This window comes from Pseudarthrobacter sp. HLT1-7 (assembly GCF_059383435.1).
This window is the reverse complement of record NZ_JBWZCH010000002.1, coordinates 41,218-65,691: the sequence shown is the minus strand read 5'-3', so window position 1 is coordinate 65,691 and position 24,474 is coordinate 41,218. Positions and strand designations below refer to the sequence as shown.

Genomic DNA, 24,474 nt, shown 5'->3' with positions numbered 1-24,474 from the left:
GTTAGCCACGGGTGTAGATGAGCCAGTTGTCACCCGGGTTGGGCGAAGCGGGGAATGGCTCGAAGGCTAGTGAGTAAGCGGCACTCTCCTCAAGGGCGTCCAGGAACACGGCCTGCGCGGCGTCCTGCTCCCGGTTGCCGACGGTGGAGCTGCGGAGAATCACTGTCTGGTAACGCTCATTCTCGACGGCCGTCCGAATGCTGTCCTCACCCTCGAAGTACAGCTCAAATGTGGTCTCCCAAGCGATGTTCGGAAGATCGCGCGTGTGGTAATCGAGCGCGTCGGTAGCCGAGCTGATGTAGAGCCCGCGCTGAGGGTCGGACTCAATCGCTGTCACCACGCTCTGGACGTTGGTCCAGCGGTACATGGCGTCGGCGCGGACCAAAGGGAACAGCGCCATGATCATCACCGTGATCACAATGGGTGTGACCATCAGCGGGTAGCGTGAGATACGCGCCAGGCCCCACCCGATGGGAAGCGCGAGGAGCATGACCGAGTAGGCCAGGTGCTTCTCGAACGAGACCGCCTCGCCGAGGATCATCTGGCCGATGGGTAGTGCCGCCGAGGCTAGCACGAGACCCGAGCCCAGGAGCGGCAGTCGCCACCCCCCGGCGCGGAACATCAGCACCAGAGATACCGCTGCGAGCAGCACCAGGAGGGCCAGGTGGTCGCCGGCAAGGGACAGCAGCGCGCCCTTGCCGGTCGGGGACAGCGCCTGGCGAGCGGTCGTGGTGAACTCGACGTCCCGGGCGATACCCTCGCCCCACAGCGCCCAGATGGTGGCCAGCGTGCCCAGCGCCACTCCGGTGGCAACCAGCGCCCGGCGCGCCCCCAAGATGCCCAGGACGAGGGTCGCCGCGAGCACGACCGGCACGAATATCCCGGCCGTGTACTTGGTCATGGCGGCCAGCGTCAGCAGACCGCCGAGGAGGCCGGCCGAGAGATAGCTCTGGCGCGTCAGGCCGACCCACAGACCTAGGGCGAGCAGGAAGATCACCAGGGCGTCGAACGTCCCCAGCCAGCCGGTGAAGATCACCGGGCCGGATAATATGAAGGTGGCTGCAGCCAGCAGACCTGCGCGCTTGCCCCACAGGTGGCGCGCCGTGCCGTAGAGGGCCATGGCTGTGCCGAGCATGCACAGCAGGCTGAACGCCCGCACGAGGTAGAGTCCGCCTGCGGAGTCCAGCAGGGCAGCGAGCACGGGGTAGAGCACGGGCAGGCCGGAGAAGAAGGCACCGGCGTCACCGAGCGGACGACCCTCGAACCAGTGATCGAGGTAGGCATTCCCTGCGTTGATGTAGAGCGCCTCATCGATGAACGCCGTGTTGCGGAGGCGGACCGCGAGCGCGACGCCGTAGGCCAGGACAAGACCCAGGAGCAGCCACTGCCGGCTGGCACGGCTCATGGGCGGGCGGGCCGGTGGGGTGATCTGTGATGCTTCGGGGCGCGTCAAGGTAGTGGCGGTCATGGCTCCTGCTTACTTGCTCGTGCCCGGTGGGTGAGACCGGGCACATTAGTGGACAGTTCGGCGTCGGCCGCGGCGACCTGGCCGAAGCACAGCCCCTGGCTGTAGTAGAGCTCGATGATCAGCGGCAGCGCCTCCAGGGTGACGGGCTTGCCGTCGTGCAGGAGAAGTATCCCGCCGTCGGTCATGCCTTTGGAGGCCTCGACCACCTGCCCGGCAGTCTTGGCTTCGAAGTCTCTGGAGTCGACGGTCCACAGGACCTCGAGCATCCCGCGACTTTCCACGGCCGCCCGAAGCTGGGCGCTGGTGTTGCCCAACGGCGGGCGGAATAGCGTCGGGTAGTCGTGACCCAGGTCGCGGTGCACGACCGTCGCCGCGTCGATGTCGGCCGCGGCTTCGTCCAGGGTTTTTGTCAGCAGATCGGGGTGGGTCATCGTGTGGTTGCCCACCTGATGTCCTGCCGTCAACGCCCGTTCGACCACGCGGGAACTGGCCTGCTCCTGAGCGCCAACGTTGAAGAAAGTCGCGGGGATCTTGTAGTGGTCGAGCACGGCCAGGATGTCCGAGGTCAGCTCCGTGGGGCCGTCGTCGAACGTCAGGGCCACATACCCGGCACAGACGGCAGGAGGTGGCAGCACCGGCAGTTGGCTCCGGTCCGCGCTCTGGATCCGGGTCTCGGCGCGGGGAATAGGGGTGGGGGACGGGGGTTCTTGGCTCGTGAAGGCCGCGACGGCGATCAGCAGGAGCGCCGCAACGGCGGCCCCCATCTGCGGGACCGCAACGCGAATCAAAACTCCTCCTTGGGCCGAAGCCGCGTCAGCACGACGCCAGCCATGATGAACGCCACGCTGGAGACGATGATCCAAAACGCATCCAGCCCCGTGGCGGCCAGCGACGTAGCCGCTACGCCGCTCGCAGCTAAACTTCCGTTTGCTCCGTACATTTGTATTTCCCTCCTCTCAGGTAATTCACACTTGTCAGGTAATCCACACACGCGCCTCGCGGCGCACGGCTCCTACCAGGGAACGCCAGTACACGATGAACATGGCGTTGTCGTAGAGCCACAGCGGGACGAAAAGGATGGCCGTCCTAATGGACGCCTTGTCCTTGGTCCGGTACGCCGTGATGATGTTCTCTGCCATGAAGATGGGCAGCAGGAACCAGTAGAGCGGATTGGGCGCGATGTCCCACAGCAGCCAGCTCAGAACCAGCGCGAGCAGCGCGGCCGGGAACAGCAGGGACGAGAAGAACGTGAAGGCGACCCCGCCCCAGGTACGGCGCGTGATCTTGTTCCAGCCGTAGAGCCACAGCGACTCCATGGCCCCTCGGTACCACCGCAGGCGCTGCACTTCCAGGTCCTGAATCGTCGGCATGACGTCGGTGACCACCGGGCAGCGCTTGGTGCTGGTGCAGTCGAAGCCCAGGTGTCGGATCGCCAGTGTCAGCTCGTAATCCTCGGTGAGCGAGTCCTCCATGTAGACGGTGCCGGGGGTGCCCGGCAGGGCCTTGCCGCGCGCGTCGGCGATGGCCCGGAATACGAGTACCGGAAACAGCGAGGCCGCACCCGACAGAACGTGAACCTTGCCGCCCTGCCGCCCCATGAGGCGGGTGCCACGGGCGTACTCGATGGCCTGAGCGCGCTCGATGAAATTGTTCGGGGTCCGGGCGACGATGCAGCCCGAGACCCCGCCCAGGTTCGGCTTCACGTCGTAGGCCCACAGCGCGTTCTTGACGAAGTCGGTGCTGAGCTCGCCATCCGCGTCCTGGGCGAGGATGTAGTCCTCGTCATTGAGCAGCGGCATGACTAGGGCGAGCCCTTGGTTGAGCGCCCCGGCCTTCTTGGCCTTGTTGCCGACCGTCTCCACCACCTGCGCCCCCGCCGCGCGGGCCAGGCGCACAGTGTCATCGGTGCAGTTGTCTGCCATCACGATGACCAGCGCGGGCTGGATCGTCTGGGCGAACTGGCTGCGGACAGTCTTGACGATGCCATCCTCCTCGTTGTGTGCCGGGATAAGCGACACGATGCGGGGCCCGGGCCGGTCCAGGCCGGACAGGTCCAGGGCGCCGGATTCAGACGCGGAGGCGGGGGGTTTAGTCCCCGCTCCGGACGGTCGATCCTCGGTCAGTTGCACGACGGTCCTCCGTGCCGAACGTCGTCGCAGCGGCGGCAGCCCAAGGTGGGCCACTCCTGCTCGGTCTGAGGCTGCGCCGGCGGCTCGGGGGCCAACAGAGCAGGGGGCGGATCGATGGTGGCAGTCATGACTGCTGCTCCTTTCGGAGTGAGGCCACGAGCACGGTGCGGCTCGCGACGGGGTGGATGCGGTAGATGACGCGGGACGTGAAGGCGAAGCGGATCAGGAACGCGACCGCGAGGGTCACGGCCTGGGCGACGAGGCTGGGCACGAGCAGGACGCTCACAAGGAGCACGAGCACCGGCAACCGGACGAGAGTCTCGATGTTGTTGAAACTGAAGCTCGCGAGGATGCGCTGCCAGAACGGACGGCCCCCGCGCATGTCGCGGAACACCAGCCGCTCCTGCATGAGGAAGTTGCTCAGGATGGTCAACTCGGTGGCCACGATCGCGGCCAGCAGGTAGTGCGCCCCCAGCCCGAGCATCAACGCCATGATCGTCAGGTTCAGGACCGCGCCGAAGGCGCCGACGGCCGCGAACCTGGGCATCCGGCCGAACCACAGGCTGGCGAGCTCAGGGAAGAAGCGCTGGCCACGGGCAAAAACGAACGCGCTGCCGGCAGCAAGTACATTGCGGAATGCGATGGACGGTACGGTCAGGACTTTGGGCTGAGGGAATTCCTGAGGCAGCAGCTCAGCATTGCTGGAAGTGCCGTCACTTCTTCCGTCCGCGGCTTTACGCATGCGAGGGGAGCCCTTGGTGGCGGCCCAATTGATAGTCAAGGGGGGATAAGGGGACGTTGGACTTGAGACCATGCGTTGAACAGTACGGACGGCTTTTGGGCCGAACACGAGTAGTCGCCACCCTGATTCCCGTCGGCGACTACTGGGTTGGTCAGTTCTATTTCCAAGTAGGCCGATCACTGCGCGTCGGTTCAACTGCAATTATCCAAACACGCTCTGTCATCGCCCATGAGTCGCCGAAAGGTTCGTCCGCTTAGGGAGCTTGGGCGGAGAGTAGTTACCTTCGGGGCGGAACCTCCGCACAGGAAATTGCAGTTATTCGACGACATCACACGGATCCAAGCTTCTACCTGAAAGCGTCTGCTCAGCAGATATGAGGCCACGAATCGGTGCTGCCAATCCTGATGACTGCACTTGGCCGCCGTCCCCCGAGGACCGCGGAGCGTTCATCCGCTCCCGTGTTGTTCACCCTGGCCAAATCGGCGTGGAGGCCGTCGAGCCTGGCCGAGACATCCGCGGCCTGGCTGAAGATGATCGAGGCGGCCAGCGTTGCGGCCGACACCGACGTCGCGGCAGTGGCGATGCCTCCGGCGGCGGCGGTGGAGCGCTGACGTATCTGACGGCCTTGGTCTGCATTGGCCGTAACTTTTCGAACGACTCTTCAACTCCTTGCAACTCTGCAACAAGACACTTCGTTCGGCCCAGACCCAGTTGGGAGCGGACCGGACCGGACGGCTGCCGCCGAGCTTCACCGCCGGCCTTCACATCCGGGGCATCCGTACTAGGCTGGATTGCAGACACCACGGCCCTTCACCGGGCACCCAGCCACCATCAGGAGGACAGTCATGGCAGGCGAATCCACATTCGACGTCGTCAGCAAGGTAGACAAGCAGGAAGTCGCCAACGCGCTGAACCAGGCGCAGAAAGAACTTGTCCAGCGCTACGACTTCAAAGGCGTCGGTGCCGAGGTCGATTTCAGCGGGGAGAATATCCTCATGAAGGCCAACTCCGAAGAGCGCGTCCTCGCGGTCCTGGACGTGCTGCAGTCCAAGCTCATCCGCCGCGGCATTTCGTTGAAGTCCTTAGACACGGGCGAGCCCTACGCCTCCGGCAAGGAGTTCCGGCTCGAGACCACCATCAAAGAGGGCATCGCCCAGGACCTCGCAAAGAAGATCAACAAGCTCATCCGCGACGAGGGCCCCAAATCCGTCAAGTCCCAGATCCAGGGCGACGAGCTCCGCGTGACCTCCAAGTCCCGCGATGATCTCCAGGAGACCATGAACCTGCTGAAGGGCTTCGATGAGGCCGACCTGCAGTTCGTGAACTTCCGCAGCTAACATGACGACGCGCTAAGCCTCCTGCGACGCGCAAAAAGGCCGGCGATGCGGGTATTCCCGCGTCGTCAGGCGTTTTGCGCGTCGCCAGGCGTTTTGCGCGTCGCCAGGCGTTTTGCGCGTCGTCAGCCGTTCCCCGGGGAGCCAGATCGGCTGCGGCCGGACAGACAACGACGGGCCGTTGTGATGCTGGTGCACTGTGGCTCCAAGAGGCTCGCGGCTCCAAGAGGCTCGTGGCTCCAAGAAACCTGTACCGCCAAGCAGCTTGTGGCTCCAAGACCTTGATCCGCCAGTACTTGCCCAGAATCCGCGGATCCGCCCGCAGACAACAAACAGCTACGGGACGGGGTGCCGTGCGTCGTACTGCAGGAAGCCCGACTGCCAGTGCGCCACCGTCCACGCCACGGCTACGCATAGCACACCGCCCAGGAGTAGAACCCAGCCCTCGCTCAAGAGTTTGGTTGTGCCGCCTGCGAGCATGTCCCCCACTCTTGGCCCGCCAGCCACCACCACGATGAACACGCCCTGAAGCCTGCCCCGGAGGTGGTCCGGGGCAGACGCCTGCAGGATGGTGGTGCGGAACACGGCGCTGACAGAGTCGGCGATCCCGGCCAGCCCGCAGCACAACGCGGCGGGAAGGAGCCACAGCGTGACGCCGTCGGCGCCGGAACGGCCGGCGAGCAGCACTACGAGACCAAAGCCCGCAATCGAGGCGCCCCAGCCCATCACGGACCAGACGACGGCGGCGCCCTGCCTCCGGACTGCCCCAAGCGGGCCGGAGAAGAGGCCCGCCAGGAAGGCGCCGACTGCAGTGGAGGCCAGCAGGACACCCACGGTGGCTTCGCCGCCGCCAAGCATCAGCGCGCCGATCGCCGGCATCAGGGCCCGCGGCTGGGCGAAGATCATGGCGACGAGGTCAATGATGAACGTCATGCGCAGGTTGGGCCGGGTGCCGAGGAAACGGAAGCCCTCGATGACGGAGCGGAGCCCCGCAGGCCTGGCGTGTTCTCCCGGCGGCATGGCAGGAAGCTTCAGTAACGCCCAGAACGCGAAGGCGAAGGTGGCGACGTCGATTGTGTAGGTCCAGGCGAAACCGATCGACGCCACCAGCACCCCGGCCAGCAGCGGCCCGGCCGTCAGGGTCAGCCCGAAGCTGATCATGCTCAGGGCGTTCGCCGCGGGCAACAACTCCTTGCGGACCAGCACTGGGATGATGGCACTGCGGGCCGGCTGGTTGATGGCCTGCGCGCCGCTCTGCACCGCGACGAGGACGTACAGCAGCCACACATTCCCCAGCTGGAGCCAGGCCTGCAGCGCAAGGCAGGCGGCGGTCGCCCACAGCACGGAGGAGGCCAGCAGTGCGACTTTGCGGCGGTCGTGGGCGTCCGCGATCGAGCCGCCCAGCAGGCCGCCGACCACCAGCGGACCCAGGGCGAAGATGCTCAGCAGGCCAACAAAGAGGCTGTCCTGGGTGAGCCGGTACACCTCGAGGCTCACGGCCACAAGGGTCAACTGGCTGCCCAGCGCCGCGACGGCGGAGCCAAGCCAAAGGCGGCGGAAGGCCGGGCTTTCGCGTAAGGGCGTGATGTCAGCCAGTAGTTTCCCCACCCGGCAACTCTAGTGGCGCCGGGCGCGTGCCCATGGCGCACTGGCGACGGGATGCGCAATCCGTGGCGCGGCAAGTACAGCCTTATTATGACGGGTTCACAATAAATGCTTGAATGAAGCCATGACGGATTCACCGGGCACCCACGAGGCATGGGCTGCCGCCCTGCGTGCCCACGGCCGCCGGGTGACCAAACAGCGGCTGGCGGTGCTCGCCGCCGTCGAACATCACCCGCATTCGCCGGCGGAGGCGGTACTTGCCGCCGCCCGCGAGGACCTGCCCGAGCTGACCGCGCAGTCCGTGTACGTGGTGCTGGGCGACCTCACGGATCTGCAGATGCTGCGACGCTTCGAGCCGCCGCACTCCCCCGCCCTGTACGAGACTCGGGTGGGAGATAACCACCACCACGCCATCTGCATCAGCTGCGGCCGCGTCGAGGACGTCGAATGCGCCGTGGGCCACGCGCCGTGCCTCACCCCGCACTGGGATGAGAACGCCAAGCCGATGACCATCCAGATTGCCGACGTGATGTACCAGGGCATCTGCCAGGACTGCCAGCGAACCCAAACACTTCCCTCCCTATCGAAGCAAGCAAAGTAATCAACAAAGGAGAATGATGACTGCGAACCTTTCTGCGCCCATCGCGCATACCGCGACCACAAGCCAGACCGGCACCCCTGTCGCGTCGGACGAGCACTCGTTGACCACCGGTGCCGACGGAGCCACCGCCCTGCACGACCGCTACCTGGTCGAGAAGCTGGCACAGTTCAACCGCGAGCGGATCCCGGAGCGGATCGTGCACGCCAAGGGCGGCGGCGCCTTCGGAACCTTCACGGTGACCGGCGACGTATCCGGGTACACCCGTGTGGCGGCCTTCCAGCCCGGCGCCCAGGTTGGCACCGCCATCCGCTTCTCCTCCGTGGCCGGCGAGCAGGGCTCCCCCGACACCTGGCGCGACGTTCGCGGTTTCGCGACCCGTTTCTACACCCCTGAGGGCAACCTGGACATCGTCGGGAACAACACCCCGGTGTTCTTCATCAAGGACGGCATCAAGTTCCCGGACTTCATCCACTCCCAGAAGCGCCTCCCGGGCTCCGGCCTGCGTGACGCGGACATGCAATGGGACTTCTGGACGCTCTCCCCGGAGTCCGCCCACCAGGTGACCTACCTCATGGGTGACCGCGGACTGCCCCGCTCCTGGCGCGAAATGCACGGATTCTCCTCGCACACCTACCTGTGGACAAACACCGAGGGCGCGCGCTTCTGGGTCAAGTACCACTTCCGCTCCAACCAGGGCGAGCACAACATCACCAACGAACAGGCCGAACAGCTTGCCGGGGCCGACGCCGACTACTACCGCCGCGACCTGCACGAGGCAATCGCCGAGGGCAACTTCCCCAGCTGGACCCTGCACGTGCAGGTCATGCCGTACGAGGACGCCAAGGCGTACCGCTTCAACCCGTTCGACCTGACCAAGGTCTGGCCGCACGCCGACTACCCGCTGGTCGAGGTGGGCCGCTTCGAGCTGAACCGCAACCCGGAGAACTTCTTCGCCGAGATCGAGCAGATCGCCCTGTCGCCGGCGAACGTCGTTCCGGGCCACGACATCTCCCCGGACAAGATGCTGACGGCGCGGGTGTTCTCCTACCCGGATGCGCACCGCTACCGCGTCGGCACCAACTTCAACGAGTTGCCGGTTAACCGCCCCATCTCCCCGGTGAACAACTACTCGCAGGACGGCTCGCTGCGCCACGGCTACAAGCCGGCCACGGCTCCGGTCTACGCCCCGAATTCCTTCGGCGGCCCGGTGGCTGACGCAGCGCGCGCCGGCGAGGGCTCTTGGGAGTTCGACGGCGCCCTGGTCCGCACCGCCGCGACCCTGCACTCCGAGGACAGCGACTTCGGCCAGGCCGGCACGCTGTACCGCGACGTGTTCGACGACGCGGCCAAGGCCCGCTTCCTTGACACCATCTCCGGTGCCGTGGGCGGCGTGCAGAACGCCGAGATCAAGGAACGCGCCATCCAGTACTGGACCAACGTCGACGCCGAACTCGGCGCCAAGCTGCGCGCCAACCTGGGTTCCAACCTGGGTTCCGTAGCCGTCTCAGCCGCCGAGGCGGCGAACAAGATCGGCTAACTCGCGTTCAACGGACAACACAACACCCCGCCACGGATCATCCGTGGCGGGGTGTTGTGTTTGTTTCTCCACATACGCCCCGGATCTATCGTCATCGCACAGCCGTGTCCCTAGGATTCATTCATGACTCACTTTGCAGGGATTCCCGATGCGGCCTTCCGGTTCTATTCCGATCTCGAACACAACAACAACCGCGCCTGGTGGCTGGAACACAAGGAAATTTACGACGCCGCTGTGAAAGGTCCGCTGACCTTGCTGCTTACCGAGCTGGAGCCGCAGTTCGGCGAGACTAAAATCTTTCGTCCCAACCGGGACGTCCGGTTTTCCCTGGACAAATCCCCCTACAAGACCGTGCAAGGCGCATTCGCGTCCGTTGCCGAGGCTACCGGCTTCTACGTCCAGCTCAGCGCCGACGGCCTACTTCTCGGCGGTGGCTGCCATACCCATTCGCCGGATCAGCTGGCGCGCTTCCGAAGCGCCGTCGATGCCCCGTCCAGCGGCGAGGTCCTGCGGGCGATCGTGCAGGATGCAAAGGCGGCAGGCTTCGCGGTGGAAGGCGAGAGACTCAAAACTGTCCCCCGGGGATTCGACAAAGATCATCCGCGGGCGGAGCTGCTTAAGCACAAGTCCCTCACTGCCGGCGTCAACCTGGGCCGGCCGGGGTGGCTCTCCACCCCGGACGCAGCTGGGGAGGTGGCCCGCCGCTGGGAGCAGCTCCGGCCCCTCGTGGAATGGATCGGCCGCTTTGCTCCGGTGTGAGAGGGCTCAGACGTGCTGGCACTCTGGCACCACGGTTTCTGGCACCTCGCTAAATTGTCCGTGGTGCCCGATAGCCTTTTTCCATGGACGGTAATAGGGGGTCCGAGGTGGCTACTTCGGCAGGCGGTGTGACGGTCATGGAGGTGGCCCGCTCACTGGCCGCTGTCCGGCCCTGCCATAACGACGACGACGACGGCGGGGCCGGGCTGATCTGTCAGCTCCGGGACCTCGAGGACCTCAAATCCGCCGCGGCAGCGTTGCAGGCCCGGATCGCCGTCGCTTTCGAACTCATCCAGCGCCGGAAACAGCACGCCGCGCAGCGCGGCCCCGGGGCGCCCGGCGCAGATCCGGGTGCCGGGCCCGGCGCGGAGCACGCCGCGGGGCACGGGTCCGGGGTCGGTGCGCAGATCGCGCTGGCCCGGCGCGAATCCCCCGCCCGGGGCAACCGGCTCCTGGGCCTGGCCACAGCCCTCGTCACCGAAATGCCGCGCACGTTCCTTGCCCTGCAGACCGGCCGGCTCAACGAATGGCGGGCCACCCTCCTCGTGCGGGAAACCGCCTGCCTGTCCGCGGCCGACCGGGCCGCCGTCGACGAGGAACTCGCCGCGGACACCGGCACCTTCGACGGCGCCGGAGACCGGGCCATCACCGCCCGAGCCCGGACCGCAGCCTACCGCCGCGACCCCCGCACCATCACCCAGCGCGCGGCCCACGCCGCCACCGACCGGCACGTCAGCCTCCGCCCCGCCCCGGACACCATGACCTGCCTCACCGCGCTGCTCCCGGTCGCCGACGGCGTCGCGGTGTACACCGCCCTGACCCGGCACGCCGATTCACTGCGCGCCGCCGGGGACCCCCGGTCCCGCGGCCAGCTCATGGCCGACGGCCTCCTCGAACGGACTACCGGCACCCCCGGCGGGATCACCGGAATCGAACTTCAGCTCATCATGACCGACCGCACCCTCTTCCAGGGCGACTCCGAACCCGCACGCCTCCCCGGCTACGGCATCGTCCCAGCCGGCTGGGCACGAAACATCCTCAACCACCCCGCCAAAGCCGGGGCCACGGTCAACGATGACGCGGCGTTCAACCTCTTCCTCCGCCGGCTCTACACCGCCCCCGGCACCGGGGACCTGATCGGCATGGACTCCCGCGCCCGGCTCTTCCCACCCGGGCTCCGCCGCTTCATCCAGACCCGCGACGACACCTGCCGCACCCCCTACTGCGACGCCCCCATCCGCCACTACGACCACATCATCCCCTGGCACCACGGCGGCACCACCACCCGGACCAACGGCGCAGGACTCTGCGAAGCCTGCAACCACACCAAAGAAAACCCCGGCTGGACCGCCAAACCCCGACCCGGGCCCGACGCCACCACCAATCACAGGCACACCATCGACCTCACCACCCCCACCGGCCACAGCTACCACTCCACCGCACCACCACTCCCAGGAACACCACCGCCGGGAATGAAGCCGCCGGAAACACCACCGCCGGGAACGACGCTGCCGGGAACAGGTCTGAGCCGGAGGAAGGTGCGGGGAACGAAGCTGCGGAGATCAGGTCTGAGCCGAACGTCACCGGACCCACCCCCGCCTCGCCGCCGCCGCCGACAACAGCAACGCAGTCACATACGGCCCATCCGACAGGGCATAACGGGCCGTATGTGACTGCGTTGCAGTCAGGAGCGGGTGAGCGTGTCCTCGCGCTCCTCGTCCGCGGCCTCGGCTTTGGCTGCGTTCCTGTCGCCGGGGCCGTTGACCGAGGCCTTGGCCGCTGCGAACTTCTCGTTAAGCCGGGAGTGGCGCTGGCCGTAGGAGAAGTAGATAACGATGCCGATGACGAGCCAGATGGCGAAGAAGATCCAGGTCTCGACGGCCAGGTTCGTCATCAGGTAGAGACAGAGGACAGCCGACACAATGGGCAACACCTTACCGAAGGGCACCCGGAACGCCGGTTTGAGGTCCGGGCGTTTCTTCCGCAGCACAATCACACCGATGCTGACTGTGACGAACGCGGACAACGTGCCGATGTTGATCATTTCCTCGAGCAGGTCCACATTGGTCAGACCGGCGACCACCGCTACCCCGGCGCCGCAGATGATCTGGAGGCGGACCGGCGTCGCCCGGATGGTGCTGGTCTTGGAGAGCGAGCGCGGCAGCAGGCCGTCACGACTCATGGCCAGGACCACCCGGGAGAGGCCCATCAGGAGCACCATAATCACCGTGGTCAGGCCCACGAGGGAACCGAAGGCGATGATTTTGGCGGCGTCGGTGTTGCCCACAGCTTCAAACGCCGTGGTGAGGGTCGGGTTCTCGGCCGCGGCCAGCTCGGTGTAGGAAACCATGCCTGTCAGGGCCAGGGAGACCAGAATGTAGAGCACCGTGACGACGGCCAGGCCGCCGAAGATGCCGCGTGGCAGGGTCTTCTGCGGGTTCTTGACCTCTTCGGCGGAGGTCGCCACAACATCGAAACCGATGAACGCGAAGAACACCAGGGCCGCGCCGGCAAAGATGCCCAGGGTGCCGTACTGCGCGGGGGCCGCGCCCGTGAGGAAACCAAAGAAGGACTGCTTCATGACGTCGGCGGCGCCCGTGCCGCCGGTCGGCTCGGAGGCGGGCACGAACGGGGTGTAGTTCTCGAACTTGACGTAGCTGAAGCCCACCACGATCACAAAGAGCACGACGGCGATCTTGATCAGCGTGAAGATGTTGCCGACCCGCGCGGAGAGCTTGGTTCCGAGCACCAGCAGCACGGTGAAGACTGCCACAACCAGGAAGGCGCCCCAGTAGAGGTCCACGCTTCCGAGCTTGATGGCGGGCGGAATGTCCACGCCCATCAGCGCGAACACCTTGCTGAGGTAGATGCCCCAGTACTTGGCGATTACGGCGCCGGCGGTGAAGAGTTCGAGGATCAGGTTCCAGCCGATGATCCAGGCCAGCAGCTCACCCATCGTGGCGTAGGTAAAGACATAGGCGGAGCCGGCCACCGGGATGGCAGTCGCGAACTCGGCGTAGCACATGATGGCGAGCGCGCAGGTGACTGCTGCAATGGCGAAGGAGAGGGTAACGGCCGGGCCGGAGAAATTGGCGGCGGCCTTGGCCCCGACGGAGAAGATCCCGGCGCCGACGGCAACGGCGACGCCCATGATCATCAGGTCCCAGGAGCTGAGCGAGCGCTTCAGCTGGCGTCCGGGTTCATCGGCGTCAGACATCGACTGCTCGATCGATTTGGTCCTGAAAAGGTTCATAGGAAAGTCCACAATCTCGTTAACTTGTTGGAAACAGACCTATTTATAGTAGTGTCCATCCACTGGGCGGCCAGATTCGTCCCGCATAGTGAGACGCCGGAGCGGGCTGCGCCGGTCTCCCGACACAGTCCGCTCCGGCTTGCTTCGCTTCGCTCCGGGCGGACTCAGGCCGGCCAGTCCATCAGGGTGGACCGGATCAGGAATCGTTTGCCCTCGGGTGCTTCTACGGAGAAACCACTCCCCCGGCCCGGGACCACGTCCACGGTCAGGTGGGTGTGGCTCCAGTAGTTGAACTGCTCCTTGGACATCCAGAATTCCACCGGCTGGGGCTGGATTCCGTCCGAGATGTCGAACAGGCCCAGCAGTTCGTCCGAGTCCCCGGTAATGAACTCCCCTGCGGGATAACACATCGGCGAGGATCCGTCGCAGCAGCCGCCCGACTGGTGGAACATCAGCGGCCCGTGCCGGATCCACATCGTGCGCAGGAGTTCCACGGCCTCGGTGGTGAGCGCCACGCGGGAGAAGTCCTCCCCGAGGCGGGTCACGCCGGCGTCGAGCTTTGTTTGTGGCATCAAAGCGTCTCCTTCATCAGTAGGTGATGACCACGCGATCAGTAAGTGATGACCACGCGGCCGTCGATCTTCGCGTGCTTCATTTCGTCAAGAACAGCGTTCACCTCGGAGAGCTCCCTGGTGGACACCGTGGGGTGGATCTTGCCCTGGGCATAGAATTCCAGGGCTTCCGCCAGGTCCTGCCGGGTTCCCACGATGGAGCCGCGGACCGTCAGGCCCTTGAGTACAATCTCAAAGATCGGCGCCGGGAAGTCGCCCGGCGGCAGACCGTTGAACACAATCGTTCCGCCGCGGCGGGCCATCCCGATCGCCTGGCCGAATGCCGACGGGTGCACAGCCGTGACCAGGACTCCATGGCAGCCTCCGGTTTCGCGTTGGATGACTTCGGCGGGATCCTCGTGCAGTGCGTTGACTGTCAGCTCGGCCCCATGCTTCTTGGCCAGGGCGAGCTTGTCATCGGCGATGTCCACCGCGGCAACCCGGAGGCCCATGGCCACCGCGTACTGGACGGCGATGTGGCCGAGTCCGCCGATGCCCGAGATGGTGACCCACTGGCCGGGCCGGGCCTCGGTCATTTTGAGTCCCTTGTAGACGGTCACGCCGGCGCAGAGCATCGGGGCCACCTCAACGGGGTCCGAGCCGGCCGGGATCCTGGCCGCAAACCGGCTATCCACCAGCATGTACTCACCAAAGGAACCGTCGACACTGTAGCCGGCGTTCTGCTGCGCTTCACACAGGGTTTCCCAGCCGGTGCGGCAGTACTGGCAATCGCCACAGGCGGACCAAAGCCACGCATTGCCGACGAGGTCTCCGACGGCCAGATCCGTGACGCCCTCGCCGAGGGCAACCACCTCGCCGACTCCTTCGTGGCCGGGGATGAACGGCGGGCTCGGCTTCACCGGCCAGTCGCCTGTCGCGGCGTGGAGGTCTGTGTGGCAGACGCCGGTGGTCAGCACCTTGACCAGCGCCTCGCCCCGGCCCGGGACAGGAACGGGGAGGGTCTGGATCTGCAGCTCTTTGCCGAATTCGGTTACTACCGCGGCTTGCATTGTCGTCGTCGTCGTTGTCGTCGTCATGGCGAAATCCTTGCGTCATCAAGCGTGGGTGTGACTAAAAAGCGTGTGCGGTGAGCCTGCGTCCTTTCGCCGGGTGCACACGTGGTGCGGGCGGAGCGGATCGTTTTCTGATCCGCCCCGCCCGGTTCAATAGGGCTTAGAAGAAGCCGAGCTTGTTTTCGTTGTAGCTGACCAGGAGGTTTTTGGTCTGCTGGTAATGGTCCAGCATCATGGAGTGGTTTTCGCGACCGATGCCGGAGGACTTGTAGCCGCCGAACGCAGCGCCGGCCGGGTAGGCGTGGTAGTTGTTGACCCACACGCGGCCGGCCTGGATCTCGCGGCCGGCACGGTAGGCGACGTTGCCGTTGCGGGACCAGACGCCGGCGCCGAGCCCGTAGAGGGTGTCGTTGGCGATGCCCATGGCGTCGTTGTAGTCGCTGAAGCGGGTCACGGACACCACCGGGCCGAAGATTTCCTCCTGGAAGATCCGCATCTTGTTGTGGCCTTCGAAGATGGTCGGCTGGACGTAGTAGCCGCCGGCCAGGTCTCCGGGAAGTTCGGCCCGGGCTCCGCCGGCGAGCACCTTGGCGCCCTCCTGCTTTCCGATGTCGATGTAGGAGAGGATCTTTTCGAGCTGGTCGTTGGAGGCCTGGGCACCCAGCTGGGTTTCGGTATCCAGCGGGTTCCCCTGGATGATCTTCTGGGTCCGGGCCACGGCGTCGGCCATGAAGGAATCGTAGATGTCTTCCTGGACCAGGGCGCGTGAGGGGCAGGTGCAGACTTCACCCTGGTTGAAGGCAAAAAGCGTGAAACCTTCCTGGGCCTTGTCGTAGAACGCGTCGTTGGAATCCGCGACGTCATTGAAGAAGATATTCGGGCTCTTGCCGCCCAGTTCCAGCGTGACCGGGATCAGGTTCTGGCTTGCGTACTGGCTGATCAGGCGGCCGGTGGAGGTCTCTCCGGTAAAAGCGATCTTGCGGATCCGCGGGCTGGACGCCAGCGGCTTGCCGGCCTCGACGCCGAAGCCGTTGACCACATTGAGGACGCCGGCCGGCAGCAGATCGCCGATGAGTTCCATCAGCACCAGGATCGAGGACGGCGTCTGCTCGGCCGGCTTCAGGACCACGGCGTTGCCGGCGGCGAGGGCCGGGGCGAGCTTCCAGACGGCCATCAGGATCGGGAAGTTCCAGGGGATGATCTGGCCCACGACGCCGAGCGGCTCGTGGTAGTGATACGCCGTGGTGTCGTCGTCGAGCTGGGACAACCTGCCTTCCTGGGCCCGGACGGCCGACGCGAAGTAGCGGAAGTGGTCCGCGGCGAGCGGGATGTCGGCGTTGAGCGTTTCCCTGATCGGCTTGCCGTTGTCCCAGGATTCGGCGACGGCGAGCATTTCGAGGTTCTCGTCGATCCGGTCGGCGATCTTGTTCATGATCGCAGCGCGTTCGGCGACGGAGGTCTTGCCCCAGGAAGGAGCGATCTTGTGGGCGGCGTCAAGTGCCAGTTCAATGTCCTCTGCGGTGCCACGGGCGACCTCGCAGAAGGCCTTCCCGGTGACGGGGGTGATGTTCTCGAAGTACTGGCCCTTGACGGGGGCAACCCACTCGCCGCCGATCCAGTTCTCGTAACGATCCTTGAAAGTGACCTTGGAGCCCTCGGTACCGGGCTGGGCGTAGACAGTCATTGCTAGCTCCTTTGCTGTGCAAGATTGATGGCTGCCAGATAATGGCGGCAGCCGTTGCACCCAGCGTAGGAGCGGGGAGGTTGCAGTCAGGTTGCAACCGAAGTGACCCGGGTCACGGAATTCGTGTCGGCATCGGTTCTGTGCGGTTCAGGCGCTGAGTTCCGTCTCAAGCCGTTCCAGATCGGCGACGACGGCGGCCCGCTTGGGTGAGCGGGGCGGCAGCAGCTTCAGCGCCGCGAGGCGGACCTCGACGTCGTCCCTCGCCTCGGGAAGTTCGGCGTACCTCAGGAGCGACTCGGCGCTGCCGTCCGTGAGCACGGCTTCGCGCAGCAAGGAGGAGACCCTGTTCCGCAGTTCGGCGATGCCGGGAGACTCCGAGCGCGGCAGGACGGCACCGCGATAGATTTCCAGGGCGATCCGGTGGGCGCCGCGCTGCAGGCAGCTCAGGACCTGGCCGGAATCCGGGAGCAGATCCAGCGGCAGCCGGTAGGGGCGGGATTCCGGGACCGCATCCGGGTTGAGCTGCTGGAGGACCCTGCGCAGGCGGACCATCTCGGCCCGCAGCGTCATGGTGGAGGCATCGCCGGGGTACAGCAGGGTGCAAAGTTCCTCGGCGTTCAGCCCTTCCGGGTGCGCGCTGAGAAGGGCCAGGATTTCACTGTGCCGGGCTGAAAGTGCCACGGTCCGGCCGTCGATGCTGAGCAGGGCCTGGTCCCGGCCGAGAAGCTGGAGGCTGTTGCGGTAGAGGCTGGTGGCTGTGGCGGCGCCGGCACGGCCGGCTGAGGCGGTGGCCGGGCTTCGTCGTCGTGCGGGTGAAGTCTGCCGGCTGGCGGCCAGCTGGAGGCGTTCCACCCGAAGGTGCGCCTGGGCTGCCGCCACCGTGGCCTCGACCAGGGACAGGGTATGCGGGGCCACCGCTGACGCCGTGCCCGTGATGTCCACGACGCCCAGCAGGGCACCGGAATCCGGGTCGTGGAAGGGCACGGCCGTGCAGCTCCACGGGTGGACGGAGCGCTTGTAATGTTCGGCACCGGAGATCTGGATGCCGCGGCCAAGCGCCAGGGCAGTGCCCGGGGCGCTGGTTCCCACGGTGGCCTCGGACCAGTCGGCCCCCGGGACGAACATCATGCCCTCGGCCCTGCGCAGCATTGCGGCGTCGCCTTCTACCCAGAGCAGCCGGCCCACCTCATCGCCCACGGCCACCAGCATTCCACTGTCATGGCTCGGCAGGACCAGGAGCTTATGGATCACCGGCATGATGGCGGCCAACGGATGCTGCCGCCGGTACTCTTCCAGTTCCTTGCGATCCAGCACCAGCGGGGCCTCGGGATTGTCCGGGTTGGCCTGCAGCTGCGCCGACCGCCGCCACGACTCCTGGATCAGGCTGCTGAGGCCGGGCAGCTGCAAGTCCGCCGGGAACAAGAGTCCGCGGGAATCGAGCTGTTCATGGCCGGCGCTGGCATACTGCTGGCGCAGCTCCGCCGGGACCCCGCCGTCGGGCGGGAACAGAGCTGCCGGATTAACCACATTCCTCATTGAACTCCCACCGGACGGGCGCGACGGCGTGCCCAAGGCAGCCTGGTCCGGCCAAGTCTAGTGGGCTGGAGGTAGTACCCGCCAGAGCTGGCGCTGCGTGGCCGTGGCACCCCGCGACGCGCCATCGGCTCCGCGACACGCATACGGTTTAGCGACGCGCAATCGGCTCGGCGACGCGGAAAAGCGCTGTCGACGCCGGAATAACCTGCGCGCCAGCGTTTTTGCGCGTCATGGGGAAATTTGCGCCGCGCAATCGGCTCGGCGACGCTCTTACGGCTCCGCGTAGCGCATACCGTTTCGCGACGCGCAATCGGCTCCGCGACGCGCCATCGGCTCCGCGACGCGGAAAAGCGCTGCCGACGCCGGAATAACCTGCGCGCCAGCGGTTTTGCGCGTCATGGGGAAATCTGCGCCGCGGACGGGCGGTTAGCCGCGGGAGATTTTCACCATCTCCTCGCGCGGCACCACCTTGACGCGCTCACGCACGACGGCGGTGCCCGTCCCGGTGTCGTGGGCAGCGGTCCCCGCCCCTGCGGCTGCGCCGGCGGCGGACCACCCCGCGCCGAGGGCGAGTTCATGCGCGTCGAGCTTGTTCCAGCCGGCCCAGGTGGTGTATTCGATCCCGCGCTCTTCGAGCAGATCGATGATGGCCTGCGGGTCCGGGTTCTGCGCCAGCGGGAGGGTCAGCCGGTCCTCGAGCAGGAACCCGATGGTCTCCAGGGCGTCGCCCTTTGTATGGCCGATCAGGCCGACCGGCCCACGCTTGATCCAGCCGGTGGCATAGATCCCCGGGACGGGCTTGCCCCCGGCGTCGAGCACGCGGCCGCCCTCGTTGGGGATCACGCCGCGGCGGGCGTCGAATTCCAGTTCGTCCAGCGCTGAGCCGTGGTAGCCGATCGCCCGGTAGACGGCCCCGACTGGGTAGTCGAGGAACTGCCCGGTGCCTTTGACATTGCCGGTGCCGTCGAGCTGCATGCGCTCGAACTTGATACCGGTGACCTTGCCCGGGCTGGCAGCTGTTGTTCCATAGATTTCGACGGGGCTATGCAGGAAGTGCAGGTGCAGCCGGCGGGAGGACGGCACCTCGGCCTCGGCGTGCTCCTCGACGAGCCAGTTGGTCAGGGTGTTGACCATGGTCCGGATTTGGTTGTTGCTGCGGATCGCACTGTCCGAGGCCTCGTCGAACTCGAAGTCCTCCGGGTATAGGACAATGTCCACGTCCCTGGCATGACTGAGTTCGCGTAGCTCCAGCGGGGTGAACTTCACCTGGGCCGGGCCGCGGCGACCGAAGACGTGCACGTCCGTGACCGGGGAGCTTTTCAGCGCCTGGTAGACGTTGTCCGGAATCTCCGTGACGAGCAGGTCGTCGGCGTGCTTGACCAGCATCCGGGCCACGTCCAGGGCCACGTTGCCGTTGCCGATCACCGCGATTTCCTTGGCGTCCAGCGGCCAGTCGCGGGGAACATCGGGGTGCCCGTCGTACCAGGAGACGAAGTCCGCCCCGCCAAAGGAGCCCTCGAGCCCGACGCCGGGAATGTCCAGTTCCGCGTCCCTGATGGCCCCGGTGGAGAAGATCACGGCGTCATAGAACGCGCGGAAGTCATGCAGCGTCAGATCCCGGCCGTAGGTGACGTTGCCGAGGAAGCGGATATCCCCACGGTCCAGCACCTTGTGCAGGGCATTCACGATGCCTTTGATCCGGGGGTGGTCCGGGGCCACACCGTAGCGGATCAGGCCGTAAGGTGCCGGGTGGGCCTCGAAGAGGTCGATGCTGACCTCGAAGTCGCCGTCCTTGACCTCGTTGGATTTGGTCAGGATGTCCGCGGCGTAGACGCCGGCCGGTCCGGCGCCGACAATAGCGACGCGGAGCGGACGTTTGGACGTGGTTTCGGCCGAGTTGGACACCGGGAGCCCTTCTGAGTCTTAGCGGCTTCGCCAGTTGACGCAGCCGCACAGTCCCCTATTCTAAATGTCTGCGGGGGCCTTGTGGCTCTGCCGTGACGGAGATCGCAGGCATCTCCGCCGCTGCGCCAGTCACAAGACAGTCAAAACCCAGGCAGAACGCAGGAATAGGGCCGTCCGGGGTGGTGTTATGGATCTTGTGCCTACCCCCGACGGATCCCATGCCCCAGCCACGCTGACCGCCTACGGTGCAGCCGGTGCAGCCGCTCCAGCATCCAGTGCCGCCGCAGAAAGTCCCGCCGCGCCAGGAGGCGGCCCGTCGGCCCGGCCGCCGGCGGCCCTCAAGGCAGTGGACAAGGACACGACGGCGGGGGTCCTGCTCGGCATCGGAGCCTACGGGCTGTGGGGGCTGATGCCCCTGTACTTCTTCCTGCTGCAGCCGGCCGGAGCTGTCGAGATCGTAGCCAACCGGGTGATCTGGTCCCTGCTCTTCTGCACCCTGCTCATCACCATCACCCGTTCCTGGCGGGTGCTCGGGGCGGCGTTCCGGAACCGGACGGTGATCGTCCCGCTGATTCTCGCCGCGGTCCTGATCGCGGTGAACTGGCTGACCTACGTCTACGGCGTGACCACCGGCCAGGCAGTGGAAGCCTCGCTGGGCTACTTCATCAACCCGCTCGTCTCGGTACTGCTGGGCGTCTTCGTCCTGAAGGAGAAACTGCGGAGACTGCAGTGGGCCGCCGTCGCAATCGGGTTCATTGCCGTGGGCGTGCTGACGGCTTCCTACGGGAAACTGCCGTGGATCGCCCTGACCCTGGCGTTGAGCTTCGGGCTCTACGGCTTCGTTAAGAAGCGCGTGGGCCCGCGGGCGGATGCCATTACGAGCATCACGGTCGAAACTATCGTGCTCGCGCCGCTCGCCGCCGCCACGATGATTTTCCTTGCGGTCAGCGGGTCAGCGACGCTGAGTACCAACGGCGCCGCGCACTTCTGGCTGCTGGCGGCGTCGGGCATCATCACCGCCGTGCCCCTGCTGTTCTTCGGCGCCTCGGCGCGCCGGCTGCCGATGACCACGATCGGACTGCTCCAGTATTTTGCCCCGGTGCTGCAGTTCATCGTGGCGCTGGCAGTATTCAAGGAAACAATGACCCCGGACCGCTGGATCGGCTTCGGCGTCGTGTGGCTCGCGCTGCTGGTGCTGACCGTGGACATGCTGCTGACCGCGGGGAAGAACTCCGCGACACGGAAACGGGCCCGCGCGGCCGCGTAGTTCCCGGCTGCCCGGGATCCCGCCGCGGGCCGGCAGCGGCTGTGCCGGTGCTCGCGAAGGGCGATCCGGTGCGTTAGTGTCGTGGCATTGAACGCAATAAGTTGGAAGCTGAGGTCTGCCCGTGCCTGATCAGGATCTTGAAACCCCGGGCGGGTCCGAAGTCGAGTCCCTCGAGCTCGACCCCAGCGGCATCATTCGGCTCGTCTGGGTGCGGGGAGCCAGTATCGACGGCGCCGGTGCCCAGCTGGCCATGGATGGTGTCAATGAACTGTGCCGGGGACGGCAGCTTCCGCTCCTGATCGATATGGCCACGACAAATTCTGTGAGCCGCGCGGCGAGGGCCGTGTTTTCCAAACGCTGCGACGCGTCTGCCATTGCACTGCTCGGCACCTCCCCCGTTGACCGCGTCATTGCCAATTTTTTTCTGGGCGTCCACGCGGCACCAGTTCCGACGAAGTTCTTCACCAGCCAGGACGAGGCCGTCCGCTGGTTGTTGTCCCAGGCCGATGCTCGCGGGTGACGACGATTGGCGGCTTGAGCAACTGGTGGCAGGCATAGTTGTTCTCTCCTCCGGAGATCTCTCGAACCGCATGGAAATTTCCCCGGCGCGGGACGGCATTGACGCTGTTACCACCGGCATCAATCTGCTCGCCGATGAGCTTCAGAGCATGTACGACGGCCTGGAAGTCCGCGTGTCTGAACGCACAGCACTGCTGGAACATGCGAAGGCGGACCTCCGCCGGGTCATCAACACGGATGAACTCACGGGTCTGGCGAGCCGGTCACTGCTTCGAGAGACGATTTCGGACGCCACGCTGGCGGCCGGGGAAGCCGGTCACCCACCCGCACTCATTCTTATGGACCTTGATTCCTTCAGATTGATCAACGACAGCCTGGGGAATGCGGCAGGAGACACCGTTCTGGTGGAAGTCGCCCGGCGCCTGAGGTCTGCGGCAGGCGGGCAGCATCTGGTGGCGCGGCTCAGCGGGGACGAATTCGCTGTGCTCGTTGTGGGCTGTGAACCGGAGTCAGTGCTGCAACTGGCCACCCGTCTCCTGCGGGAGATCGAGGCGGGGATACAGGCCGGCGGAATCGCCGTGACCGTAACCGCAGGAACCGGGGTCCGGTTCGGCGAGGCCGGGCTCCGCGCCGAAGAACTCATCCGTGACGCCAACATTGCCTTGCACGAGGCGAAAAAACAGGGCCGGGACAAGATGCTGGTTTTCACCCCGGAAATGCATGAGACCGCGAAGGAGCGGGTCCATCTCGTGACGGAAGTCAGAGCGGCGCTCGCCGCCGGCCAGTTGGAACTCCACTACCAGCCAATCGTCGACCTGCGAACCGGACGGCTCGCGGGGGCAGAGGCCCTGATCCGCTGGCTCCATCCGAGGCGGGGCCTGCTGGCGCCGACATCGTTCCTGGCCGCGGCGGAGGAAGGCGGCCTCACAGTGGAAATCGGCCGCTGGGTGCTGGATCAAGCCATCGCGCAGGCCGGCCGCTGGCGGACCGCGCCAGGCCTTCCCCCGGATTTCCGCATCCATGTCAACCTTTCGGCCGTGGAACTCCACCACAACGATTTGGCCCCGTACGTCCAGGGGTTGCTCACTACGTACGGGGTGGCGCCGGAGCAGGTCGCGATAGAAATTACCGAAACGGCGATCATGAGTGGCGGACCGGAAGTATCCCGGACCATGAAAGCGCTCAACGGGCTGGGAATTCCCCTGGAGATTGACGATTTCGGCACCGGATATTCCTCCATCAGCTATCTACGCACCCTCCCGGCCCTGCATGCGAAAATTGACAAGTCGCTCATCGACGGTCTGGAAACGGACAGCCAACAGGAAAATTTCGTCGGTGCCATCCTGCAGTTGATTCACTCGGCGGGCCTGGGAGCCGTCGCCGAGGGAATCGAGCACCACGCTCAGGCGGAGAAACTCAGGGAATTGGACTGCGAGTTCGGGCAGGGGTATTTCTTCAGCCGGCCTCTGCCCGTTGCGGAAATGACGGCAGTTCTTGCCTCCGGCGGACTGGCCGGCACCGCATTCACCACCGTCGGCCGCAGCCCGATTCGCCGGGGACGTCACGCAGCGGGGGCGCAGACGTGACGGTCCGCGCGCCAGGTGCCCTTGCACGATCCGCCGACACCTTCCGGCTCGCAGTCCGGGTGGCCGTACTGTCCGTCAGGATCCCCCGGCACCCTAATGGCCTCTGGGACAATTTCTGGAGCGGCGTTTCGGCGGGTTCGCTGCGGGAGGCGGTCATCTGGGAGGCTACCCGGGAGGACGAGATGGATCAGCATCTTGAGCGGGCGGCCAGCCTCCTGGATACCGGCCTAGCGGTGGTGGATATCGGCTGTGGCGCCGGTGCCGTTTCCCGGCGGCTCGCCGGCGTATTTCCTGCCGTCGTGGGAGCCGATGTTTCCCCCGCGGCCGTAGCCGCCGCGAGGGCAGCAACCGCAGCGATGCCGCACGTCACATTCGTGGTGCTGGACGCTACAGACCCGGAAGCAGTCGCTGCCCTCGCACTGGAGTTGGGCGAAGTGAACGTCTTTGTACGCGGCGTGTTCCATGTCCTCAGCCCCCGCCGCCAGGCGGCACTCGCGCGGGCAATCCAACCGCTGCTGGGAAACCACGGCCGGATCTACCTTGTGGAGACGAATGTTTCCGGCGGAGCCCTCAACTATCTGCGCGGGCTGGGCGCCACCGGCCGCGGCATCCCCGGACCCCTGCGGCAGGCCATTGCTGCCCTTCCGAAGCCCGGCCATTTTGGTGCTCCGCAGCGGCGCCGGGTGTTCCCTGCCCGGGGCTGGACGGTGCTTGCGGAAGGTGCCACGACCCTGGAGACAGCGCCAATGCAGGTGGATGGTCCCGGCGTCGGGATTCCGGCGTACTGGGCGGCTCTGGGCCGCCGGCAGGAGTAGCCCGCGGCGGCTCTGACTGCGGCGCTTGGCCTGCTGCGGCGCTTGGCCTGCTGCAGGCCGGCCTGCTGCAGGCCGGCCCGCCGCGGGCCAAGCGCCGCAGCAGGCCGGAC

At 66.0% G+C, this 24,474-nt stretch carries 22 protein-coding genes; 10 read left to right on the top strand and 12 right to left on the bottom strand.

Annotation, left to right across the window (positions count from 1 at the left end):
• Position 1: 1 nt before the first annotated feature.
• From AC50X6_RS02420 to AC50X6_RS02400, 5 genes are all read right to left on the bottom strand, one after another.
• The gene (locus AC50X6_RS02420) at positions 2-1,468 is read right to left on the bottom strand and encodes an ArnT family glycosyltransferase (RefSeq protein WP_494964730.1); all 1,467 of its coding nucleotides are present in this window, start codon (positions 1,466-1,468) and stop codon (positions 2-4) included.
• Positions 1,465-2,256, bottom strand: coding sequence for a polysaccharide deacetylase family protein (locus AC50X6_RS02415; protein WP_494964729.1), 792 nt, complete (start codon positions 2,254-2,256; stop codon positions 1,465-1,467). Before AC50X6_RS02415 ends, AC50X6_RS02420 begins: the two co-directional genes overlap by 4 nt.
• Positions 2,253-2,408 (bottom strand): hypothetical protein, encoded by a 156-nt coding sequence (locus AC50X6_RS02410; protein ID WP_494964728.1) that lies wholly within the window; start codon positions 2,406-2,408, stop codon positions 2,253-2,255. Before AC50X6_RS02410 ends, AC50X6_RS02415 begins: the two co-directional genes overlap by 4 nt.
• A gap of 34 nt (positions 2,409-2,442) precedes the next feature.
• Entirely contained in the window at positions 2,443-3,597 is a 1,155-nt protein-coding gene (locus AC50X6_RS02405; RefSeq protein ID WP_494964727.1) for a glycosyltransferase family 2 protein, read from the bottom strand.
• A gap of 124 nt (positions 3,598-3,721) precedes the next feature.
• Positions 3,722-4,378 carry a GtrA family protein gene (locus AC50X6_RS02400; protein ID WP_494964726.1) on the bottom strand — a complete coding sequence of 219 codons (657 nt, stop codon included), beginning with the start codon at positions 4,376-4,378 and terminating at the stop codon, positions 3,722-3,724.
• 365 nt (positions 4,379-4,743) lie between these two features.
• On the opposite strand from AC50X6_RS02400, the gene AC50X6_RS02395 reads away from it, so the two are divergent.
• Positions 4,744-4,950, top strand: a complete 207-nt coding sequence (locus AC50X6_RS02395) for a hypothetical protein (protein WP_494964725.1) — start codon at positions 4,744-4,746, stop codon at positions 4,948-4,950.
• Between the two features lie 234 nt (positions 4,951-5,184).
• Positions 5,185-5,676: a YajQ family cyclic di-GMP-binding protein gene (locus AC50X6_RS02390; RefSeq protein ID WP_326968650.1), complete on the top strand. Its 492-nt coding sequence runs from the start codon at positions 5,185-5,187 to the stop codon at positions 5,674-5,676.
• Between the two features lie 333 nt (positions 5,677-6,009).
• Here AC50X6_RS02390 and AC50X6_RS02385 read toward each other — a convergent pair whose 3' ends face one another.
• On the bottom strand, positions 6,010-7,281 hold the full coding sequence (locus tag AC50X6_RS02385; protein WP_494964724.1) for an MFS transporter: 1,272 nt from the start codon (positions 7,279-7,281) through the stop codon (positions 6,010-6,012).
• 121 nt (positions 7,282-7,402) lie between these two features.
• Here AC50X6_RS02385 and AC50X6_RS02380 point away from each other — a divergent pair, with 121 nt between their 5' ends.
• The 4 genes from AC50X6_RS02380 to AC50X6_RS02365 all read left to right on the top strand — a co-directional run bounded on the left by AC50X6_RS02380 (position 7,403) and on the right by AC50X6_RS02365 (position 11,848).
• Positions 7,403-7,879: a Fur family transcriptional regulator gene (locus AC50X6_RS02380; protein ID WP_494964723.1), complete on the top strand. Its 477-nt coding sequence runs from the start codon at positions 7,403-7,405 to the stop codon at positions 7,877-7,879.
• 16 nt (positions 7,880-7,895) lie between these two features.
• The gene (locus AC50X6_RS02375) at positions 7,896-9,416 is read left to right on the top strand and encodes a catalase (protein WP_494964722.1); all 1,521 of its coding nucleotides are present in this window, start codon (positions 7,896-7,898) and stop codon (positions 9,414-9,416) included.
• A gap of 123 nt (positions 9,417-9,539) precedes the next feature.
• Positions 9,540-10,175 carry a DUF2461 domain-containing protein gene (locus AC50X6_RS02370; protein ID WP_494964721.1) on the top strand — a complete coding sequence of 212 codons (636 nt, stop codon included), beginning with the start codon at positions 9,540-9,542 and terminating at the stop codon, positions 10,173-10,175.
• A 137-nt stretch (positions 10,176-10,312) separates the two neighbouring features.
• Entirely contained in the window at positions 10,313-11,848 is a 1,536-nt protein-coding gene (locus AC50X6_RS02365; RefSeq protein WP_494964921.1) for an HNH endonuclease, read from the top strand.
• Between the two features lie 11 nt (positions 11,849-11,859).
• On the opposite strand, the gene AC50X6_RS02360 is transcribed toward AC50X6_RS02365, so the two are convergent.
• The 6 genes from AC50X6_RS02360 to AC50X6_RS02335 all read right to left on the bottom strand — a co-directional run bounded on the left by AC50X6_RS02360 (position 11,860) and on the right by AC50X6_RS02335 (position 20,177).
• Positions 11,860-13,428, bottom strand: coding sequence for an amino acid permease (locus tag AC50X6_RS02360; RefSeq protein ID WP_494964720.1), 1,569 nt, complete (start codon positions 13,426-13,428; stop codon positions 11,860-11,862).
• 164 nt (positions 13,429-13,592) lie between these two features.
• Positions 13,593-14,000, bottom strand: a complete 408-nt coding sequence (locus AC50X6_RS02355) for a DUF779 domain-containing protein (RefSeq protein ID WP_494964719.1) — start codon at positions 13,998-14,000, stop codon at positions 13,593-13,595.
• Between the two features lie 38 nt (positions 14,001-14,038).
• The gene (gene adhP / locus AC50X6_RS02350; protein WP_326966047.1) at positions 14,039-15,049 is read right to left on the bottom strand and encodes an alcohol dehydrogenase AdhP; all 1,011 of its coding nucleotides are present in this window, start codon (positions 15,047-15,049) and stop codon (positions 14,039-14,041) included.
• Positions 15,050-15,212: 163 nt separating this feature from the next.
• Positions 15,213-16,736 (bottom strand): acetaldehyde dehydrogenase ExaC, encoded by a 1,524-nt coding sequence (exaC, locus tag AC50X6_RS02345; RefSeq protein WP_494964718.1) that lies wholly within the window; start codon positions 16,734-16,736, stop codon positions 15,213-15,215.
• A gap of 147 nt (positions 16,737-16,883) precedes the next feature.
• Positions 16,884-18,272: a GAF domain-containing protein gene (locus tag AC50X6_RS02340; RefSeq protein ID WP_494964717.1), complete on the bottom strand. Its 1,389-nt coding sequence runs from the start codon at positions 18,270-18,272 to the stop codon at positions 16,884-16,886.
• 426 nt (positions 18,273-18,698) lie between these two features.
• Positions 18,699-20,177: an FAD-dependent oxidoreductase gene (locus tag AC50X6_RS02335; RefSeq protein WP_494964716.1), complete on the bottom strand. Its 1,479-nt coding sequence runs from the start codon at positions 20,175-20,177 to the stop codon at positions 18,699-18,701.
• 187 nt (positions 20,178-20,364) lie between these two features.
• Here AC50X6_RS02335 and rarD point away from each other — a divergent pair, with 187 nt between their 5' ends.
• The 4 genes from rarD to AC50X6_RS02315 all read left to right on the top strand — a co-directional run bounded on the left by rarD (position 20,365) and on the right by AC50X6_RS02315 (position 24,364).
• Positions 20,365-21,444 (top strand): EamA family transporter RarD, encoded by a 1,080-nt coding sequence (gene rarD / locus AC50X6_RS02330; RefSeq protein WP_494964715.1) that lies wholly within the window; start codon positions 20,365-20,367, stop codon positions 21,442-21,444.
• Between the two features lie 115 nt (positions 21,445-21,559).
• Complete coding sequence (locus AC50X6_RS02325; RefSeq protein ID WP_494964920.1) at positions 21,560-21,964, top strand: DUF7793 family protein; 405 nt, start codon at positions 21,560-21,562, stop codon at positions 21,962-21,964.
• Positions 21,951-23,549 (top strand): putative bifunctional diguanylate cyclase/phosphodiesterase, encoded by a 1,599-nt coding sequence (locus AC50X6_RS02320; protein ID WP_494964714.1) that lies wholly within the window; start codon positions 21,951-21,953, stop codon positions 23,547-23,549. Before AC50X6_RS02325 ends, AC50X6_RS02320 begins: the two co-directional genes overlap by 14 nt.
• Entirely contained in the window at positions 23,546-24,364 is an 819-nt protein-coding gene (locus tag AC50X6_RS02315) for a class I SAM-dependent methyltransferase (protein ID WP_494964713.1), read from the top strand. Before AC50X6_RS02320 ends, AC50X6_RS02315 begins: the two co-directional genes overlap by 4 nt.
• Positions 24,365-24,474: the final 110 nt, after the last annotated feature.

Bases quoted from the DNA above. Each gene is read 5' to 3' on its own strand.
- AC50X6_RS02380 (WP_494964723.1), top strand. From the start codon at position 7,403: ATGACGGATTCACCGGGCACCCACGAGGCATGGGCTGCCGCCCTGCGT.
- AC50X6_RS02355 (WP_494964719.1), bottom strand. From the start codon at position 14,000: ATGCCACAAACAAAGCTCGACGCCGGCGTGACCCGCCTCGGGGAGGAC.
- AC50X6_RS02375 (WP_494964722.1), top strand. From the start codon at position 7,896: ATGACTGCGAACCTTTCTGCGCCCATCGCGCATACCGCGACCACAAGC.
- AC50X6_RS02395 (WP_494964725.1), top strand. From the start codon at position 4,744: ATGACTGCACTTGGCCGCCGTCCCCCGAGGACCGCGGAGCGTTCATCC.
- AC50X6_RS02410 (WP_494964728.1), bottom strand. From the start codon at position 2,408: ATGTACGGAGCAAACGGAAGTTTAGCTGCGAGCGGCGTAGCGGCTACG.
- AC50X6_RS02320 (WP_494964714.1), top strand. From the start codon at position 21,951: ATGCTCGCGGGTGACGACGATTGGCGGCTTGAGCAACTGGTGGCAGGC.
- AC50X6_RS02420 (WP_494964730.1), bottom strand. From the start codon at position 1,468: ATGACCGCCACTACCTTGACGCGCCCCGAAGCATCACAGATCACCCCA.
- AC50X6_RS02365 (WP_494964921.1), top strand. From the start codon at position 10,313: ATGGAGGTGGCCCGCTCACTGGCCGCTGTCCGGCCCTGCCATAACGAC.
- AC50X6_RS02360 (WP_494964720.1), bottom strand. From the start codon at position 13,428: ATGAACCTTTTCAGGACCAAATCGATCGAGCAGTCGATGTCTGACGCC.
- AC50X6_RS02340 (WP_494964717.1), bottom strand. From the start codon at position 18,272: ATGAGGAATGTGGTTAATCCGGCAGCTCTGTTCCCGCCCGACGGCGGG.
- AC50X6_RS02370 (WP_494964721.1), top strand. From the start codon at position 9,540: ATGACTCACTTTGCAGGGATTCCCGATGCGGCCTTCCGGTTCTATTCC.
- AC50X6_RS02390 (WP_326968650.1), top strand. From the start codon at position 5,185: ATGGCAGGCGAATCCACATTCGACGTCGTCAGCAAGGTAGACAAGCAG.
- rarD (WP_494964715.1), top strand. From the start codon at position 20,365: ATGGATCTTGTGCCTACCCCCGACGGATCCCATGCCCCAGCCACGCTG.
- exaC (WP_494964718.1), bottom strand. From the start codon at position 16,736: ATGACTGTCTACGCCCAGCCCGGTACCGAGGGCTCCAAGGTCACTTTC.
- adhP (WP_326966047.1), bottom strand. From the start codon at position 15,049: ATGCAAGCCGCGGTAGTAACCGAATTCGGCAAAGAGCTGCAGATCCAG.